This window comes from Bifidobacterium asteroides (assembly GCF_003202755.1).
Taxonomy (GTDB): domain Bacteria; phylum Actinomycetota; class Actinomycetes; order Actinomycetales; family Bifidobacteriaceae; genus Bombiscardovia; species Bombiscardovia asteroides_F.
In genome coordinates, this window is record NZ_QGLK01000001.1 from 341,597 (window position 1) to 358,532 (window position 16,936).

Consider the following 16,936-nt stretch of genomic DNA (forward strand, 5'->3'; position numbering starts at 1 on the left):
GTCGGCGTTCCCGTGCGCACGGCATTATGCAAAGGAGAATGATGACGAAGATCGCGGTATTAGGCGCAGGCGCATGGGGAACCGCTTTTGCCCAGGTACTGGCTGATGCTGGCAACCAGGTGGTCATGTGGGACATCGATCCGGATGTCGTAGAGGAAATCAACAGCCAACATTCGAATACTCGCCGCCTGCCAACAGTGGAGAGGCTGCCCGACGCCATCATCGCTGAGGGTGACCGGGCCAAGGCCGTCTCGGGGGCTGAAATCGTGGTCGTGGCCATAGCCGCTCAGCACGCCTGTGAGGCCTTGACGGAATTCAAGAGTCTATTGGATCATGATGCTATTGCAGTTTCCCTGATGAAGGGGATTGAACGGGGCACCGACAGGCGGATGGACCAGGTGGTCTGCGGGACGCTGGATCTGGACCCGGTCAGGTTTGCGGCCGTCTCCGGTCCCAACCTGAGCAAGGAAGTGGCCGCCCGCGAGCCAAGTGCCACCGTGGTCGCCAGCGCTGATGCCGATACCGCCATGAGAGTAGCCCGTGCTTGTACGACCGACTATTTCAAGGCCTTCGTCTCGGACGATGTGATCGGCCTGGAGATGTGTGGGTCGCTGAAGAACGTCACTGCACTGGCTGTAGGGATGTCACGCGGGGCTGGATTCGGGGAGAACACGGCCGCCATGATCCAGGCCAGGGGGCTGGCTGAGCTCACTGCCCTGGGGGAGGCCTGCGGGGCCAAGTCCAAGACCTTCGCCGGTCTTGCTGGGGTCGGCGACCTGGTGGCCACCTGCGGGTCGTCCCTGAGCAGGAACTACACTTTTGGTTTTAATTTGGGCCAGGGCAAAAGCATCGAAGAAGCCACTCGCGTCAGCAAGGGTGTCGCCGAAGGCGTACCCACCACCGATGCTGTCGTCGCTCTGGGCAAGCGCTACCAGGTGGCGACTCCGCTGGCTACGGCCATGAGCCATGTGCTGGATCAGGGTCTGAGCTGCCGGGGCATGATCGACGAGCTGTTCGGTGGGCAAATCACTGCAGAGTAAGTCTGCCTACTATCAGAAAATCCTGAAGGTTATAGGGGTACAAAGGCTTTGAAGCCAGCGCTATTAACCTTTTGATTGAAGATGTGCGGTTTTCGGAATCGGTCAGCAAGTCTAGCTTGTCTAGTGCCTGCATAAGCTCCACCATGGCTGTTCGTGCCAAGCTTGTGGATGAGCGGCTCCGACCAGGTCTTGCTGCCTGCCGAGGGGATATTCTGCTGTCTTGAATGATGTATCTGCTCGGGCAGGTGCGTGAGGTTGAAAATCATGTCCAGGATGAGGAAAGCCGAGGGATGATGGTCAGGAAACGTGTTGTAGTGCTTTATGGCGGGCGTGCCGACGAACATTCCATATCCTGCGTGTCGGCGGCCGGTGTGCTCAACGCCATCGATACCGACCGATATGAGCCCATCCCCATTGGCATCACCAAGGACGGTCGATGGACCATCGGCGATCAGGATCCCAAGCAGTGGGGTCTAGGCGATGCCAGTCTGCCAACCGTGCAGATAACCGAAGGCAGCCGTCCGGTCATTCTCGACATGGCCCGCGGTAGGGAGGGTTTTCTGATCGGCGATCATGCTGATCTGGTCTCTGGAGCCGAGCCTTCCGGGACCGTTGGTTCTTTGGAGTCTTTGGGTCATGTTGACGCGGTTTTTCCGGTTCTCCACGGCCCTTACGGTGAGGACGGCACCCTGCAGGGTTTGCTTGAAATGATGGGCCTGCCCTACGTCGGATGCGGGGTCTTCGCTTCTGCTGCATGCATGGACAAGCACTACACCAAGATTCTGCTCAGCCAAGCCGGCATACCTGTGGCTCCTGGCATCACCATTGACTCCCGTGAACAGCGGTCCGGAGCCGACCTGATGGCCGCAGTGGAGAAGGCGGAGCTGCATTACCCGCTCTTCGTCAAGCCCTCCCGCGCAGGATCCAGCTTTGGTGTGGTCAAGGTAGAAGAGCCTCAAGCTGAGGTCCTGGTTGCCGCGATCGCCGAGGCTGCGAAGCATGACTGGCGGGTCCTGATAGAGGAGGGCATTGAGGGGCGGGAGATCGAGTGCGCCGTGCTCGCCTCCAGCAAGGACAGACAGCCCCGTACAGCTTGGCCAGGCGAGGTGGTGCTGGACAAGGCTGATCAGGACGAGGCCTTCTACGATTTCGACAGCAAGTATGTGGACTCCTCCGCTTCCCACGTGGAGGTCCCTGCCGACCTGCCAGAGGAGACTCTTCAGAAGGTTCGCGACCTGGCTGCCAAGGCTTTCAAAACCGTGGACGGCGCCGGTCTGAGTCGTGTCGACTGCTTTGTGACGCCCGAGGGCAGGGTCATCGTCAACGAGATCAACACCATGCCTGGTTTCACGCCCATCTCCATGTATGCCAAGGCCTGGGAGGCCACTGGAATCACCTACACCGATTTGATTACTGAACTGATCGAGGGTGTATCGGCCTGACTGTGGCAGTGGGTGCTTCCTATAATGGGAGCGTCCGCCGAAGTACTCGCTGGTAAGGCAAGGTTCCTCATGGATGCTGGTCCCGTTAAGCTGCTGAGTCTCATTGCCGATAAGAGCAAGCGTTTTATTGTCCCTGTATATCAGCGCCCCTATTCGTGGGATAAGGAACAATGCGAGCAGCTTTGGAACGATGTGCTCGCTATTGAGCGTTTACACGAGAGCGCCCATTTCATGGGTTCGCTGGTCTGGATTCAAGAGGGCACCATGGGCGCCGATGGGGTGACGCCAGCCCTCATTATCGATGGTCAGCAGAGAATTACAACTGTCAATCTTCTCTTAGCGGCACTTGCTGACTATGCAGACAGCCACCAAAGCCAGGCCAATGAGTTGCAGTTTTCCTGCGAAGAACTCACAAGAGAATATCTGATTGATTTTTCTCGTGAAGGCGAGGGGCATTATCGTTTATGCCTATCGCAGGGTGATTGTGACACATACGAGTCCATCATTCACCATTTGGAAAATTCTAAAGTTCCGATTACGGGTAAGTCCCGTAGACTTATCGATAACTTCCATTGGTTTAGTCATCAATTGAAGGGTATGAAGGATCCAAACAGTGTGTGGTCTGGGCTCAGATCCTTGGAGGTAGTGTCGATCTCCTTGACGCAGGGTCAGGATGATCCACAGGCCATCTTCGAGTCCATGAATTCAACTGGTAAGGACCTGTCGACTGCAGATCTGGTTCGTAATTATGTGCTCATGCGGCAGCCTTTGGAGACTCAAGGGATGTTGTATGAAGATCATTGGAGAAGAATTGAAATAGCGCTAGGCGTGGACGTCTACGATGACGTTTTTGATGATTTTCTCTATGATTGGCTTGCCATCATCAACGCCCCCAGACCAGTGCCTACACGAGACGTATATCGGTTCTTTAAAGACTACGTGACCAACAATGGCTACGATAACCATGGTCAAATAGTCGGGCTTCTTGATCAGATGAGCAAGTTTGCCGGGTACTATTCGCGCATTACTTCGAGCTCGGTGGATGATCCTGAAATAGATCGATTGTTTGATCGTATCCGTGCTCTGAATATGTCTGTCATCAACCCCTTGCTCATGACCCTTTTGGATGATTACCAGGAGGGGGATGACCTCTTCAGCCGCAGTGATTTTGTATCCATGTTGAAGTTGTTGGAGAGTTATCTCTTCCGCCGCATTGCCTGCCAGATGTCCAACAACGGGCTGAACCGGTTTTCGCTTTCGGTCATAGCACGTCTCAGACAGATAAAGGAAGACGGGTCACCCGACTATCGGCAGGCTTTTGAAGCAGCCTTGCTGGGCGGTGCCGGTACAAGTCATCGGATGCCTGATGATAATGAATTTCGTCAGACCCTTCTTTCGCGCGACTTCTATCCCTTTTCGCGTTGTTATTACATGTTGACAACACTGGAGAACGCGTACCATCCTAAGAACCCGATCGACTTCTCCTCCAGGAATTACACCATTGAGCATATTCTGCCCCAGAATGCGCTCGCTCATGAGCAGTGGCGGCAAATGTTGGGTGCTGATTGCGAACGGGTTTTTGCGGAGCATGTCAACAAGCTGGGTAATTTAACTCTGACCGCTTATAACTCGGAACTCTCAGATGGGCTGTTTAAGCAGAAGAGGGATCGAATTGTCGGTGGGTATCAGGATGAATACCTGTCTATTTCACGTGAGTTGCGTGGTGCGGAGACATGGAACGCTGAGTCCATCGAGGCTAGGACGCGTCGGCTAGCCGATGAGGCTTTGCAAGTCTGGTCTATGCCGAAGATCGATCGTGCGATTATCGACAAGTACCAGGCTGATAAGCAGGCGAAGATTCCGGCAAAGACGGTTTCTTTGCACATGTTGGGTGCCAGTGGCCTGCTGAAGCCCGGCGATCAACTCGAAAGCCTTTCCCGTAAGTATGAAGCTAGTGCTCTGATTACTGAAGAGATGATGATTAGGGTTTCGGACGGGCGTGAATTTGAGAGTCCCTCGTCGGCAGCTTCGCATGTTCTCAAATTGGCTGGGGCGAGCAGCAGCTCAATCAATGGCTGGACGTTCTGGGGGCATGGAGGCATCAGCCTTGACGAGTTTCGTTCTCGTTACCGGGTTTCGCAAGGTGATATGGAGTCTCTGGACCGCTCGAAGGTGAGGGCCATGTTCTGGGATGGGTTCGTCGACTTCTGCAAAGCTAGGAATGACTTCATGTCCGCTTTCGGCTCGGCCTTTGCCAGAACCGACCATACGAAGTACCGGCTGAGTTTTGGCTCGCCCGTTTCTGGCTGCAATCTGGCAGGCCTCATCGGCATCAGGGACGGGTATGCCACCGTTGAATTCCTCTTTCATGATCCTGCGCGATATGCGGACTTCCTTGAGCAAAAGTCTCAGGTCGAGAGCGACCTGTCAGGCCAGGAGGGTGATTTGGGCTGGGATGATAAGGATGTAGACAAGAAGTCACGCCACCTGACTCTGACTAGGCGTACTGATTACAAACAAGACCAATGGGATGATATCTATCGCTGGCTGGCCGACGCTTTGCTCAAGATGAAAAGCGTCAGCAAATACGTCCGCTAGTGATTTGGGGCCCAAACCTAAAGCAATCAGTTGGCTTGGTCTACATCGTTCTCTGATTGGAGCTCGGCCTCCTGGACCAGATAGTCCTGGCCGGCAAGAGCGCGGGTGGCGGCATCCTGCATATCGGCGGCGATGACGCCCTGCTTGGCGAACATGACCACTTGGCCCTTGATGCCATAAGGGGTGAAGCCCTGGAGCTGGACAATGGGCGGGTTGGATGGCATGGCCATGCCCTTGGTTGTCTGAGCCACCACCTGTGCAATGGAGTGGGAGGACTTGGCTATATCGGCATCTCCTCGCAGGGTGAAGGGAACCGTAGTGGCGGCTTCGCCGGCCTCGGTGATTTTCTCAAGCGCCGTGGTGTTGAGGATGGAGTTGGGGATCAGCAGCTGGTTGCCGGTCCTGTCGATGACGATGGTATGACGCCAGGTCACATCGCGGACGGTTCCGGTGGTGCCCTGGATGGTGATGATGTCGCCGGGCTGGACCACCTTGCTGACCATCAGTCCGAAGCCGCCGACGATGTTGGCAATTGTATCCTTCAATCCGAAGGAGAGCGCCAGGCCGCTGACGCCCAGGGCGGCGACCACTGTGGATGGGTTGATCCCGAAGACGGGTTGCAGGACTGTGGCAGCAGCGAAGATCCAGATCAGGGCGCGGACGATGTTGACGAAGATGGAAGCACTGGGCAGGTTGGTCCGTTCCAGGGCACGTCGCATGGCCGCCGCTACGATCTTGGAGATCAAGGCAGCGCAGACAGCCACGACGATCAGAAGGACGATCTTTCCGAAATTCTGGCGGAACCAGTAGATGACGGCATCGCTGAAGCTGGAGATGGCCTGTTCGGACCTTCCCATGGGATCCTTGTTCGTAGCGATGATTGTGCTGGTTAGGGCTGGAATTTCACTGGCAAAATTGGCGGTCAGATTCATGAGGCCTGGTCCTCTGGCTCGTTTCCGGTGCTGACTGTCAGGGGCTTGTCCATCCAGATGTGCGGGCATCCCTCGTCCTGGTCATGAATGCCCATGTCCCTATAGCCTAAAGACTTATAGAAGCCCGCCACCCGTTCCTGGGCGTGAAGCGTGAGCCGGTCGGCCCCGCGGCTCCGAGCGGTTTCCTCAGCCTTGCCTACCAAATTGGCGCCCAGGTGCTGACCGCGGTAGGGCTTAAGAACGGCCAAGCGGCCAAGGGTCCATGCCTTGCCACGGTCGGGAAAGATTCGGCATACACCGACGGGATCATCCCCATCGTAGGCCACGATGTGAAGACTGACATCGTCGGTTGGGTCGAACTCGTTGTGAAAGCCCTGCTCCTCCACGAATACGGTCGTACGGATGGCCTTGGCATCCTCGGGAATGGCCTTGTTCACCTCATACCGCATGCTTCCTCCTCGCCACAGTCCTATGCTGCCTCCAATCTACCAAGCCAGACCCTTGGCGTGAACGGATGTCCGCAACAGGTTGACGAATGGTACGTATGGCTGCAGGCTGTCTGACCCAGACGATTACATGGACAGGGACTCTGTAAGCAGTGTGAGCTTGCAGAAGTGACAGTGAAGTGACACAGGAACGATGGGATGGCCATGGACAAGGACTCAAAACTGACAAGTGCGACTGGCGGAGCTGGTAAAGGGAATTGGCGCTCGCAGAAGGAGCGGATGCTTGCTGGCGAGCTTTATGACGCATCGGATCCCGACCTGAGCCAGCTGCGGGTCAAAGCCCACGAACTTTGCCGTCTTTTCAACGCGTCTTCCGAGCAGGAGCGGGAACTGCGCAGTCGGCTTCTGGACGATCTAGTGCCCGAACATGGTCAGGACGTGGACTTTATGGGGCCTATCTACTTCGACTATGGGTGCTTCACCAAGCTCGGCTCGCGCATCTTCGCCAATTTCAACTTCACTGTTCTGGATACTTGCCCTGTGCAGATTGGCGACGATGTGATGATCGGCCCCAACGTCACCCTGGCAACCCCCCTGCATCCCCTGCGGTGGCAGGAGCGGAATCTGAGACGCCATGAGGATGGCACCCTCTACGACTACGAGTTGGGCGCCCCGATCACCATCGGATCCAACTGCTGGCTGGCATCAAACGTGACTGTGGCCGGGGGAGTGACCATCTGCGATGGGGCGGTCATCGGGGCTGGATCCGTGGTCACCCATGACATCGCGCCTGACTCCCTGGCCGTAGGCGTGCCCTGCCGAGTAATTCGGACCATCACCGAGGCTGATCGGATGGAACTGCCAGGGGAGGGCTGAAGGCTTCCTGGTCTGGAACAGCATCCATGCTGGCCAGCTGCTGGGCTATGGTCTGCGGGTTTCCGCCCGGGCATGCCGCCTGAATGCGCCCGTCCTGGAGAAAGATGACGCGGTGGGCCCGGGCGGCGACGTTGGGGTCGTGGGTCACCATGAGGATGGTCTGGCCGCTGCGGACGGCCAGGTCGAAGAGGTCCATGACCTCCCGCGAGCTATGGGTGTCCAGGGCGCCGGTGGGCTCGTCAGCCATGATGATCTCCGGGCTGGCGGCGAGAGACCTGGCGATGGCCACGCGCTGCTGCTGGCCACCGCTCATGTCGGCCGGATAGGTGTTGGCGTACCCTTCCAACCCGACGTTCGACAGGGCAGACAGGGCCGCTTGGGCGGAGATTCTTCTGCCGCCGAAGAGGCTGGACAGCATGGTGTTCTGTAGGCAGGTGAAGGCGTTGACCAGGTTATAGTCCTGGAAGACGAAGCCGATATGGTCGCGCCGAAGCCTGGTCAACTCCCTCTCTTTCATTCGTGTCAGATCCTCCCCGGCGATGGCTACCTTGCCCTGCCTAACTTGGAGCAGTCCTGCGGCGCAATAGAGGAGGGTCGACTTACCGGCGCCTGAAGGACCCATGATGGCTGTCCAAGTCCCCGCCGGACATTCCAGGCTGATTTCGTCCAACACTCTTGTGCCTTGCTTCTGCCGGGTTCCGTAGTCGTAGCAGACCTTGTCCAGAGTGAGCGGAATCTGTGCGTATGGATCCTTAGCCATTCGATGCTGCATCGTTGCCTTCCTTTCGGTCGTCGCCTGCCAGGTCTCTTCTTCTATGAGACCATGGCGAGAGCTCCTGTCAGGGTGTTTTCAGGGTCGAATCGGGGACAGTTCAGGGTGGAATCCGCAGGATTCGCATTTGCTCCTGAAGGGTATGTATCGTGAACGTAGAGGGGTCGCACCTCTTGCCAGAAGGGGGGATTGATGGGCGAATCGTCATCAGGATGCCAGGGATCTAGTAATTGCTTATTTCCTTGGAATTGCAAGGATGCAACCGTCGGTTGACAGCAAATATCGGTGTCTTCGCCGGGTGCAACCCAAAGCTGGTGGCGGTCGGAGCCCTGCACGTTTCATCATGGTCTCGTTGCTGGTTGAATCGGCATTCTGTCGATCGGGAGAAAGAACATTATGAGTTTCAGAACCAACGTGCAGTATCTGCGTTCGCAACGCAATATGACTCAGGAGCAGCTGGCCATGCTGGTGGGGGTGTCTCGTCAGGCGGTATCCAAGTGGGAGTCGGACAAGGCATATCCTGAGATGGACAAGCTTCTGGCCATCTGTGACCTCTTCGGCTGCACCCTTGATGACCTGGTCCTGGGCGATGTTCGGCATCCGGGTTCAGGGCAGCGTGCGTCCAAGCCTGACCATCAGGATGCCGCCCAGGCGACTTCGACAACCCATGCGACTGTGCCTGTTCAGTCTGCTATGGAAGACGTGACCGGCTACGCATCCTTCAGCAATGCTTACAGTCTTCGGATGGCTTTCGGCATCGCCCTTATCATGCTGGGACTGGCTTTCGGTGGTCTCTTTGCCGGAGTCAGCCAGCCGACCGACGCACAGAATGGTCTGGCCTTTCTTGCTCTGATGATCGGCATCGTCCTGGGACTGGCCTTTCTGATACCGGCGGTTTCCGCCAGGAGGGATTTCCGCCGCAGACATCCCTATGTGGCGGATTTCTATACCGATGAGGAGCGCTCGCGAGTATACCGGCAGACTACCTGGGAGCTGGTCTGTGGTTTGGCTGTCGTGCTCTTGGATGTGGGGATCAACTCTGCTGGGTTCCTGGTCTGGGGCTGGCCCCATCAGGTCAGAGGGTTTGTCTTCTTTCTTCTTCTGGCTCTGGGGATCTTCCTACTAGTCCATGCGGGAACGAGCCACAGAATGATGAACCTCCGGGCCTACAACAGGCAGATTGATTCCGTCGATGACGGTCGCTGGGACACCTATCGTTACGAGCACCGGATAAGCAATGCCATCAGCGGAGTCATCATGGGCCTTTGCACGCTGGTGGCCCTGACCATGCTCTTCTCCGGCAATTACGACAACCTTTTTGGTTGGCGCATCCCATTCTGGGCCATCTGGATCATCGGCGGGGTATTTTGCGGAGTGCTTCAGTCTCTGATTGGCATCTTCCGCAAGCCTCCTCGTGCCTGAGACCGTTAATTTGCCTTACCTAACAGAATGTAGTAGTCTAACAAAGTTGTGTGTTCATCCGTAACCCTGTGCTGCGGGCAAGAACACCTGGGACGACTTGGAAAACAACGTAAAGGAAGTCATCATGGCAGCTCGTTGCGCGGTGTGCGGCAAGGGCCCGCAGACCGGTTACAGTGTTTCTCATTCGCATATCCGGAACAAGCGCATCTTCCGCCCCAACCTGCAGTCGGTGCACACCACCGTTGATGGTCAGAACGTGCGTCTGCGCGTCTGCGTCAAGTGCCTCAAGGCCGGCAAGGTGCAGCGCGTCGCCGCCTGAAGGCGGTTCATCGGTCGTATTGGGACCCCCGGGGGCAAAGCTCCGGGGGTTCTTGTCATCCTGAGGGATGATGATCGGCGCTTGCGGGAGGTGATCGGGTATGTCGACAGTGGCTCATGTTGGGCTGCACAGCACGGTGGCCTCGCTGGTGGCCAACAGGCGTCGGGTGAGCGCTCTCAAGGCTCTCGGCGTGGTCACGGTTGGGGATGCGCTGACCTATTATCCTTTCCGCATCACCGATCCCATGCAGATCACCGCTATTGCCGGCATCCGGCTGGGTGAGCCCTGTGCCTTCGCCGCCCGGGTTGATCAGGTGCGCCTGGTGCCTCTGAGCGGTCACCGGGGCTTCCGGCTGGACGTGATGGTGGACGATGCGGCCTTCGTCAGTAGTCAGGGCGGCACCCCGCTGGCGGTCAGGCTGGTCTTCTTCTCTCATAAGAAGCCCTATATGGACTGGATGGTCCGTCGGCTGCAGGTAGGGGCGGATCTAGTCGTGGCCGGTGAGCCCGGTGTCTACATGGACCAGCTCCAGTTCACCCATCCTGAGACCCTGGTTGTCGCCGATGCCGATCAGGAGGTTTCTGCGGACGCATCCCGGCCCGATGCGGCCAGCCTTGACGAGGCCTTGGATCGCGTCCGTCGACCACGGCCGGTGTATCATGCCAGCTCCCGCATCTCCTCGGACCATATTCACGATGTCATTCTGGGGTTTTTGCGTTTGCTGGCGCAGGCTGGTAATTCACCTGGATCCATCCCTGCAGCCAGTGTTTCTGAAGAGGGGCAGCCCAGTGCCGATGTCCGCATCGATCCAGAAGCGCTGGGCCGTGCCATACCTGATGTGTTGCCTGAGCAGGTCCGTGCCGACCAAGGGCTGTTGCACCGTGCCCGTGCCCTCTTGGGCATGCATGCGCCCGACAGCCCCGACGACTTCGCTGCGGCGCGCAAGACTCTGCGCTATGAGGAGGCCTTCGTCTCGCAGACAGCCCTTCTGCAGACCCGTCGCCAGACCCAGCAACAGCCCACTTATCCATGCGCTAATTCGGGCGCTGACCATCCGGACACCCTGCCTGCCCGTTTCATCGACTCCCTGCCATTCCAGCTGACTGATGGCCAGCGTCAGGTCATCAACGATATAGGCGTCGATATGGCTAAGGATCAGCCCATGCAGCGGCTTCTGCAGGGCGAGGTCGGCTCTGGTAAGACCGTAGTGGCCCTAGCGGCCATGCTCCAGGCGGTCCAGGCTGGTCACCAGGCTGTTTTGGTGGCTCCTACACAGGTGTTGGCCGAGCAGCACTATGCCTCTATCGGCGGCATGCTCAAGGCTATGGGCACCGATGTGACCGCGACTGCCGTAGAAGGCCACCATAAGCCTGTGGACAACGTCACCATGATTCGTATGACAGATCAGTTGGTCCTGCCTCTGGTGCTGCTGACAGGAGGCATGAGACTGGCCCAGCGCCGCTCTGCCCTAGCAGTCTCGGCCTCGGGTCGTCCCTGTATTGTCATCGCCACCCATGCGGCCTTCTCCAAGACCTTCCAGGCTCCCAATCTGGCCCTGACTGTCATCGACGAGCAGCATCGTTTCGGGGTTGAGCAGCGCGAGGAGTTGCGTCGCAAATCCGAGCGCGTTCCCCATCTGCTGATCATGACCGCTACGCCCATCCCGCGTACAGCTGCCATGACCTGGTTCGGCGATTTGGACATCTCCGCCCTGACCGAGCTGCCCAGCAACCGGAAACCGGTCCGCACGCACGTCATCGCTGAATCGGATGGGGCGACCATGGGCGCCATGTTCCTGCATCTGCGCCGACGGATCGAGGCTGGGGAGCGGGCCTATGTCATCTGCGCCCGCATCGATGAGGAGGACGACCCCTCGTCTGTCTCTGACCGGCCGAGCCAATCTGGCGGTTCCGATGCTCAGCCTGAGCTTCTTGTTGAGGAGGGCCAAGGTGATGGCCAGCGTCCGCCTCTGCACTCGGTGGTCGAAATGAGCCAGCGCCTGGCCGCTCTGCCGCAGTTCCAGGGCATTGCCGTGGCCACGTTGACCGGTCGGGACGACGATGCCACCAAGAATGCCGTCATGATGGACTTTGCCTCGGGCCGGACACCCCTGCTTGTGGCTACCACAGTTGTGGAAGTGGGTGTAGACGTGCCCCAAGCCTCCTGCATCGTCATCTTCGATGCCGATCGGTTCGGGCTCTCCCAGCTTCATCAGCTGCGCGGCAGAGTGGGACGCGGCGGCACAGACTCCTGGGCTTTCCTGATCTCGCGTGCTCCTGCGGATTCCCCGGCTGCCGAGCGGCTTAATGTCATTCGCGACACCACTGACGGGGCCAAAATCGCCGAGGAGGACATTCGCATCAGGGGAGCTGGCGACGTGCTGGGTGATGCCCAGTCCGGCGGGCATTCCTCCCTGAAGCTTTTGCGGGTGGTCACCGATGCGCCCATGATCGCCCGTGCTCGCACCCAGGCAGGCCAACTCCTGGAGTCTGACCCCACTCTGGCCGGGCAGCCCGAGCTGGCTGGTGCTGTCCTTGACTTCATGAGGGGCAACGAAGGATTCCTGGTCTCCAGCTGAAAGGATAACGGACCATATGCACATTATCGCCGGCCGCTTCAAGGGATTCCTCATTCCTGCAGCCCTCAAGGGCACCCGGCCCACCACCGATCGGACCAAGGAAGCCATCTTCTCCCATCTGGAGTCCGAAGGCCTGTTGTCCGGTGCTCGGGTCCTGGACCTGTTCGCCGGTACGGGGGCCTTGGGATTCGAAGCCCTATCCCGTGGTGCCCAGAGCCTGGTGGCTGTGGAGTCTTCTGGCCGTGTCGCTGGGCTGCTGTCACGTTCAGCTGCAGGGCTGCGCCATCACCCGGCTTGGGATTCAGCCATGGACATTCGCGTCAGCAGAAATCGTGCCGAGCGCTTTGTCCGTCCCCTCTCCTCAGGTCATGAGGATGCCGGTCTGTCCGAGGCTTGCTTCGACCTGGTCTTCATGGACCCGCCTTATGATCTGTCGACTGCTGACTGCCAAAGCATTATGACCGGTCTGACTGGCCGCGGAATGGTGGACGATAGAGGCATGGTCGTTCTGGAACGATCGACACGCACCCCGCCGCCTACGGCTCCTGAAGGATGGGCCATTGATCAGGCTCGCACTTACGGGGAAACAGCAGTCTACTATCTGAGGCCCGCTGATTATCCCCGCAAATTTGGCGGCTGATCAATTTGAAGGCTGGTCCAGAGGTCTCGGATGGGTTTTCCCTGTGTCCCAGCCCAGGTCTTCCAAGAGATGGCGGTCGTGCTTATCGAGAGTGGAGCAATCCAATCGGGCAATCAGGTCGGGACGGATTCGACTGGTTCTCCTGATGGCTTCGTCGCGCCGGAATCTGTCCACCTTTCCGTGGTCGCCGCTGGTCAGTATCTTGGGCACGGCCATACCCCTCCAGGTGGTGGGGCGTGTGTACTGGCGATATTCCAGCAGCGGCTCGTCCCCGGTGTAGGACTCTTGCACGATGGATTCAGGATTGCCCATGAAACCGGGCAGGAGCCGGGTGATGGCCTCCAGCATGACCGAAACGGCCACCTCGCCCCCATTGAGCACGTAGTCGCCAATGGAGTACTCCCGGACGTCGATACCCTGATTCCGGTAGTAGTCGGGGATGCGTGCGTCATAGCCTTCGTAGCGGCCGCAGCCGAATATCAGCCTCTTCGCCCGCGACAGCTCGGTCGCATCGGCCTGGGTGAACAAGGGAGCGGATGGGTTGGGGAAGATCAGGATTGGTCCGGTAATATCAGCCTCATGGCTGTCTATAGATGGATCTGCCTTACATGCTGTGCCACAGCTTCTGTCGCTCGGACTCTTCGCTGCTTCTTTTTGTCCTTCAGCATCGGCGGTGTCAGCTGTCTGGTCCATGGGCGGCTGTTGTAGAGCTGATTCGTCCGGCAACCCCAACAGATCGTCCAGGCATTGTCCCCAGACTTCTGGTTTCATAACCATGCCAGCTCCGCCGCCTACCGGGGTATCATCCACGGAGTGATGCACGTCATGGGTCCAGTCACGCAGATTGTAGGCGTGGATGGTTATCAGGTCTTTCTCTTGGGCCTTGCCTAGCAGGCTAAGTCCAGTTACGTCAAAATACTCGGGGAAGACGGAGACGATATCGATTTGCATGTCACCAACTCTACCCAAGCCTGTTTAGGTCCGTAGCGGGCGCGGATTGGTACACCTGGGGGTGTTACACTGTCTGGGTCTACAAGTCGCGTATGAATCCGGCTTGGAAGATGTCATCAACGCAGCCAGAGAGCTATAACCGTTGCGTAAACAGCAATGAGAGCGGCATCGGATGATGCCATGCCGTACGGATCCGTGGTGATGGCTATGCGAACAGTCTGATGCGTGAGGAGCGGACGGTCCATGGTCGACCATGTTGATAAGAGAACAAAACTGCTGATTACCGGCACTGCCGGGCTTGCTTTTTGCGGGGTCCTTTTGGAGACCTCGCTCAATGTCACTTTTCCGGAGATGACCCGGTACTTCAAAACAGGGCTGGGCACAGTCCAATGGCTGACCACCGGCTATCTGTTGGTGGTGGCCTTGACGGTTCTGGCTGCCGCTTGGCTGGAACATTCATTCACGACCCGCGCCTTGATTCTGACCAGCGTGGGAATATTCCTGGGCAGCGACTTGATGTGCATCCTTGCTCCAAGCTTTCCCGTTCTTATGGCGGGGCGCCTCCTGCAGGGCATCAGCACTGGTATCGCTCTTCCCTTGGTGTTTTCGTTGATCATGAAAAAGGTTCCTCTTCACATCCAGGGTCGTTACGTGGGCAGCGCCGGCATGGCGGTGGCCCTGGCACCCTCCCTGGGCCCGACCTTTGGTGGAGCCGTTATCCAGGCCTTATCCTGGCAGTCCATCTTCCTGATTGTGTTGCCCATCGAACTGGTCTTCGGAATCATCGCACTCATCTCAGTTGACAAGGAGAGCGCCCATGTCGGTCCCTTCGCATGGCTCCAGTTCCTTCTTCTGGGTGTCTTTCTGACCGGGCTGACTCTGGGGCTGAGCACCCTGGATGTTCATGGCCCTATTACCTGGCTGTCCTTGTTCATCGGTGTTCTGGCCCTTGCCGCAGGAGTCTGGACCCTTGTGCATCAGCGCACCAGGCTGATCAACATTGCGGTCTTCCGGAACCGTACTTTCACCCTTGCCTTGATCCTCTACTTCCTGGTCCAGTTTGTTCAGATCGGCCTGACGTTCATCCTGCCCAACATGGCCCAGTCCGTACTGGGTGAGACCTCTACCGTGTCTGGCCTCCTTCTGCTGCCGGGGAGCCTGCTCTCCGCGCTCTGCCAGCCCGTCACAGGCGGCTATCTGGACGGCCATGGCCTGCGTGGTCTGCTGGCGGTGGGAAGCGCTGCCTTCTTCCTCTCGGCCTTAGGCTTCCTGGTCCTCAGCCGGCACTTGTCCGTTCCGCTGATGGTTCTTCTCTATGCCTGCTACATGGTCGGTCAGGCCTGCGTCTTCAACAACCTGCTCACGGTTGGACTGCAGCATATCCCAGCCAAACTGGTGCCCGACGGTAATGCGCTCTTCAACACTCTTCAGCAGTATTCAGGTGCCGCCTCGACCGGCGTCCTGGCAGCCATCATCACTGGCATGCCCAAGGCCAGAGGGATTCATGCCGGCGCTCAGGCCTTCCAGTTCGGAGCCGTTTGGGCTTTCGTTTTCGTCTTTCTTATCGTCCTGGTCATCCTTCTGGTGGCCTGGTTCCTAGAACATAGCCTGGCCAGTCAGGATAAGGGTGGGGTTCAGGTTGTATGACCTCTGATTCCTTCTGGAAGGCAGTGGTTTTAATTCAGCAATGAGATACCGACCCAGACGGCCCAGCCTAGTGCAAGAACCAGATAGGGCCACCAGTGCATGCGGGTGATGGCCACGAACTCCCGGATGAAGGCGGTCGGCCAGTAGTAGCCCTTGGTGTGTGAGCCGATTCCGTCGGCATTCAGGCCGACCTGACTGGCGTATTCGCTGGCCCGGAAGACGTGGTAGTCGCTGGTAACCAGGGCCACCCGGTAATGCTCAGGCCCGGTGCCTACCTCGTAGCGGTCATCCAGGATCTGCTTGGAGTAGCGCAGGTTCTCCAGGGTTGTGGTCGACCTGTCTTCCATGATGATGGCTTCGGCTGGCACTCCGCAGGAGCTGCGTAAATACTGAGCCATGGCCCTGGCCTCGCTGATGACCTCGTCGGGACCCTGCCCTCCGGAGACCACGAAACGCCCGCGTCGGCCCTGTCGCTTCCAGAGGTCTACAGCCTTGTCCAGCCGTCCCCGGAGCAGAGGCGTGGGCTCTTCGCCGCGCAGGCCGGCTCCATGGATGATGATGTAGTCGTAGCGACGCTTGCGGGGCAGCATCCTGTAAAAGTTGGAATAGAGCAGCAGAGCCAGGAAGGAGAAGAAGAACCAGGTGGCTTCCAGGTCGATCAGCCCGGCCAGCTTCTGCAGCCATGAGGGTGCGCCAAACCCAGCCAAGAGGGGTGAAAGAAGCATGTAGGCCACCACGGCCAGTGCAAGTAGGCCGGGCAGTAGGGTGGTCAGGGAGACCCCTTCGTGTCGGATGACGATGACCGTGTTGGCCAGCAGGAAGCAGATCACCAGCAGGGGAGCGGCGATGAGCAGGATGACCAGGGGCAGGATCAGCCAACGCATGCCGAACTGCAGAAGAAGCGCTCCGCCCAGGGTCAGCAGCAGGAGCAGCAACCAGATGGCATTGCGGAACTGCCGTGGCTCCTTGTGCAGGTCCCAGAGGAAGAGCAGGCCGAAGATGATGGCGGGTGCATAGAGCAGGAGGAGTTGCAGGTGGTTGGACATACGCCGATTGCCCCTTTCACGAGGATGGCCGCGCAGGGTCTGACTCCACTGTAGCGAATCGACCAGTCACCTCTCATCCTTGACATGCCAAGGACTCCCAGACTGCCGTGGTAGCATGAGTGTGGTAAATCTCACACGTTCAAAAGCTGAGGGTGGGCGATTCCCGAAGGCGCGAATTCTAGGTCGAGACCATGATAATGATGGGTCCTTTCAAGGATTGCGCATCG

The 16,936-nt window shown here is 58.2% G+C and carries 14 protein-coding genes; 9 read left to right on the forward strand and 5 right to left on the reverse strand.

Annotation, left to right across the window (positions count from 1 at the left end; translation table 11 throughout):
* Window positions 1–38: 38 nt before the first annotated feature.
* The 3 genes from DKK74_RS01265 to DKK74_RS01275 all read left to right on the forward strand — a co-directional run bounded on the left by DKK74_RS01265 (window position 39) and on the right by DKK74_RS01275 (window position 5,080).
* Window positions 39–1,040, forward strand: coding sequence for an NAD(P)H-dependent glycerol-3-phosphate dehydrogenase (locus DKK74_RS01265; RefSeq protein ID WP_181414857.1), 1,002 nt, complete (start codon window positions 39–41; stop codon window positions 1,038–1,040).
* 293 nt (window positions 1,041–1,333) lie between these two features.
* Window positions 1,334–2,482 carry a D-alanine--D-alanine ligase family protein gene (locus DKK74_RS01270; protein WP_181414858.1) on the forward strand — a complete coding sequence of 383 codons (1,149 nt, stop codon included), beginning with the start codon at window positions 1,334–1,336 and terminating at the stop codon, window positions 2,480–2,482.
* Window positions 2,483–2,551: 69 nt separating this feature from the next.
* On the forward strand, window positions 2,552–5,080 hold the full coding sequence (locus DKK74_RS01275; RefSeq protein ID WP_181414859.1) for a DUF4268 domain-containing protein: 2,529 nt from the start codon (window positions 2,552–2,554) through the stop codon (window positions 5,078–5,080).
* A 26-nt stretch (window positions 5,081–5,106) separates the two neighbouring features.
* Here the strand turns inward: DKK74_RS01275 and DKK74_RS01280 are convergent, their stop codons facing one another.
* Entirely contained in the window at window positions 5,107–6,012 is a 906-nt protein-coding gene (locus DKK74_RS01280; RefSeq protein WP_258334401.1) for a mechanosensitive ion channel family protein, read from the reverse strand.
* The gene (locus DKK74_RS01285; RefSeq protein WP_110412415.1) at window positions 6,009–6,461 is read right to left on the reverse strand and encodes a GNAT family N-acetyltransferase; all 453 of its coding nucleotides are present in this window, start codon (window positions 6,459–6,461) and stop codon (window positions 6,009–6,011) included. Before DKK74_RS01285 ends, DKK74_RS01280 begins: the two co-directional genes overlap by 4 nt.
* Window positions 6,462–6,656: 195 nt before the next feature.
* On the opposite strand from DKK74_RS01285, the gene DKK74_RS01290 reads away from it, so the two are divergent.
* The gene (locus DKK74_RS01290) at window positions 6,657–7,334 is read left to right on the forward strand and encodes a sugar O-acetyltransferase (protein WP_110412416.1); all 678 of its coding nucleotides are present in this window, start codon (window positions 6,657–6,659) and stop codon (window positions 7,332–7,334) included.
* Here the strand turns inward: DKK74_RS01290 and DKK74_RS01295 are convergent.
* Window positions 7,294–8,106 carry an ABC transporter ATP-binding protein gene (locus tag DKK74_RS01295; protein ID WP_110412417.1) on the reverse strand — a complete coding sequence of 271 codons (813 nt, stop codon included), beginning with the start codon at window positions 8,104–8,106 and terminating at the stop codon, window positions 7,294–7,296. The two genes, DKK74_RS01290 and DKK74_RS01295, sit on opposite strands and share 41 nt — an antisense overlap.
* A 396-nt stretch (window positions 8,107–8,502) precedes the next feature.
* Between DKK74_RS01295 and DKK74_RS01300 the strand changes: the two genes are divergently transcribed.
* The 4 genes from DKK74_RS01300 (at window position 8,503) to rsmD (ending at window position 13,065) form a co-directional block, all read left to right on the forward strand.
* Window positions 8,503–9,528, forward strand: coding sequence for a helix-turn-helix transcriptional regulator (locus DKK74_RS01300; RefSeq protein ID WP_110412418.1), 1,026 nt, complete (start codon window positions 8,503–8,505; stop codon window positions 9,526–9,528).
* A gap of 124 nt (window positions 9,529–9,652) precedes the next feature.
* Window positions 9,653–9,847, forward strand: a complete 195-nt coding sequence (gene rpmB, locus DKK74_RS01305; RefSeq protein ID WP_029677698.1) for a 50S ribosomal protein L28 — start codon at window positions 9,653–9,655, stop codon at window positions 9,845–9,847.
* 100 nt (window positions 9,848–9,947) lie between these two features.
* Window positions 9,948–12,425: an ATP-dependent DNA helicase RecG gene (locus DKK74_RS01310; protein WP_110412419.1), complete on the forward strand. Its 2,478-nt coding sequence runs from the start codon at window positions 9,948–9,950 to the stop codon at window positions 12,423–12,425.
* A 16-nt stretch (window positions 12,426–12,441) separates the two neighbouring features.
* Window positions 12,442–13,065 carry a 16S rRNA (guanine(966)-N(2))-methyltransferase RsmD gene (gene rsmD / locus DKK74_RS01315; RefSeq protein ID WP_110412420.1) on the forward strand — a complete coding sequence of 208 codons (624 nt, stop codon included), beginning with the start codon at window positions 12,442–12,444 and terminating at the stop codon, window positions 13,063–13,065.
* Here the strand turns inward: rsmD and trmD are convergent, their stop codons facing one another.
* Window positions 13,066–14,016 carry a tRNA (guanosine(37)-N1)-methyltransferase TrmD gene (gene trmD / locus DKK74_RS01320; RefSeq protein ID WP_110412421.1) on the reverse strand — a complete coding sequence of 317 codons (951 nt, stop codon included), beginning with the start codon at window positions 14,014–14,016 and terminating at the stop codon, window positions 13,066–13,068. It lies immediately after the preceding gene.
* A 243-nt stretch (window positions 14,017–14,259) separates the two neighbouring features.
* Between trmD and DKK74_RS01325 the strand changes: the two genes are divergently transcribed.
* A complete protein-coding gene (locus DKK74_RS01325) occupies window positions 14,260–15,663 on the forward strand; it encodes an MFS transporter (protein WP_110412422.1) in 1,404 nt (467 codons plus the stop codon).
* A 29-nt stretch (window positions 15,664–15,692) separates the two neighbouring features.
* Here DKK74_RS01325 and DKK74_RS01330 read toward each other — a convergent pair whose 3' ends face one another.
* Entirely contained in the window at window positions 15,693–16,709 is a 1,017-nt protein-coding gene (locus DKK74_RS01330) for a YdcF family protein (RefSeq protein WP_254477975.1), read from the reverse strand.
* Window positions 16,710–16,936 lie beyond the last annotated feature (227 nt).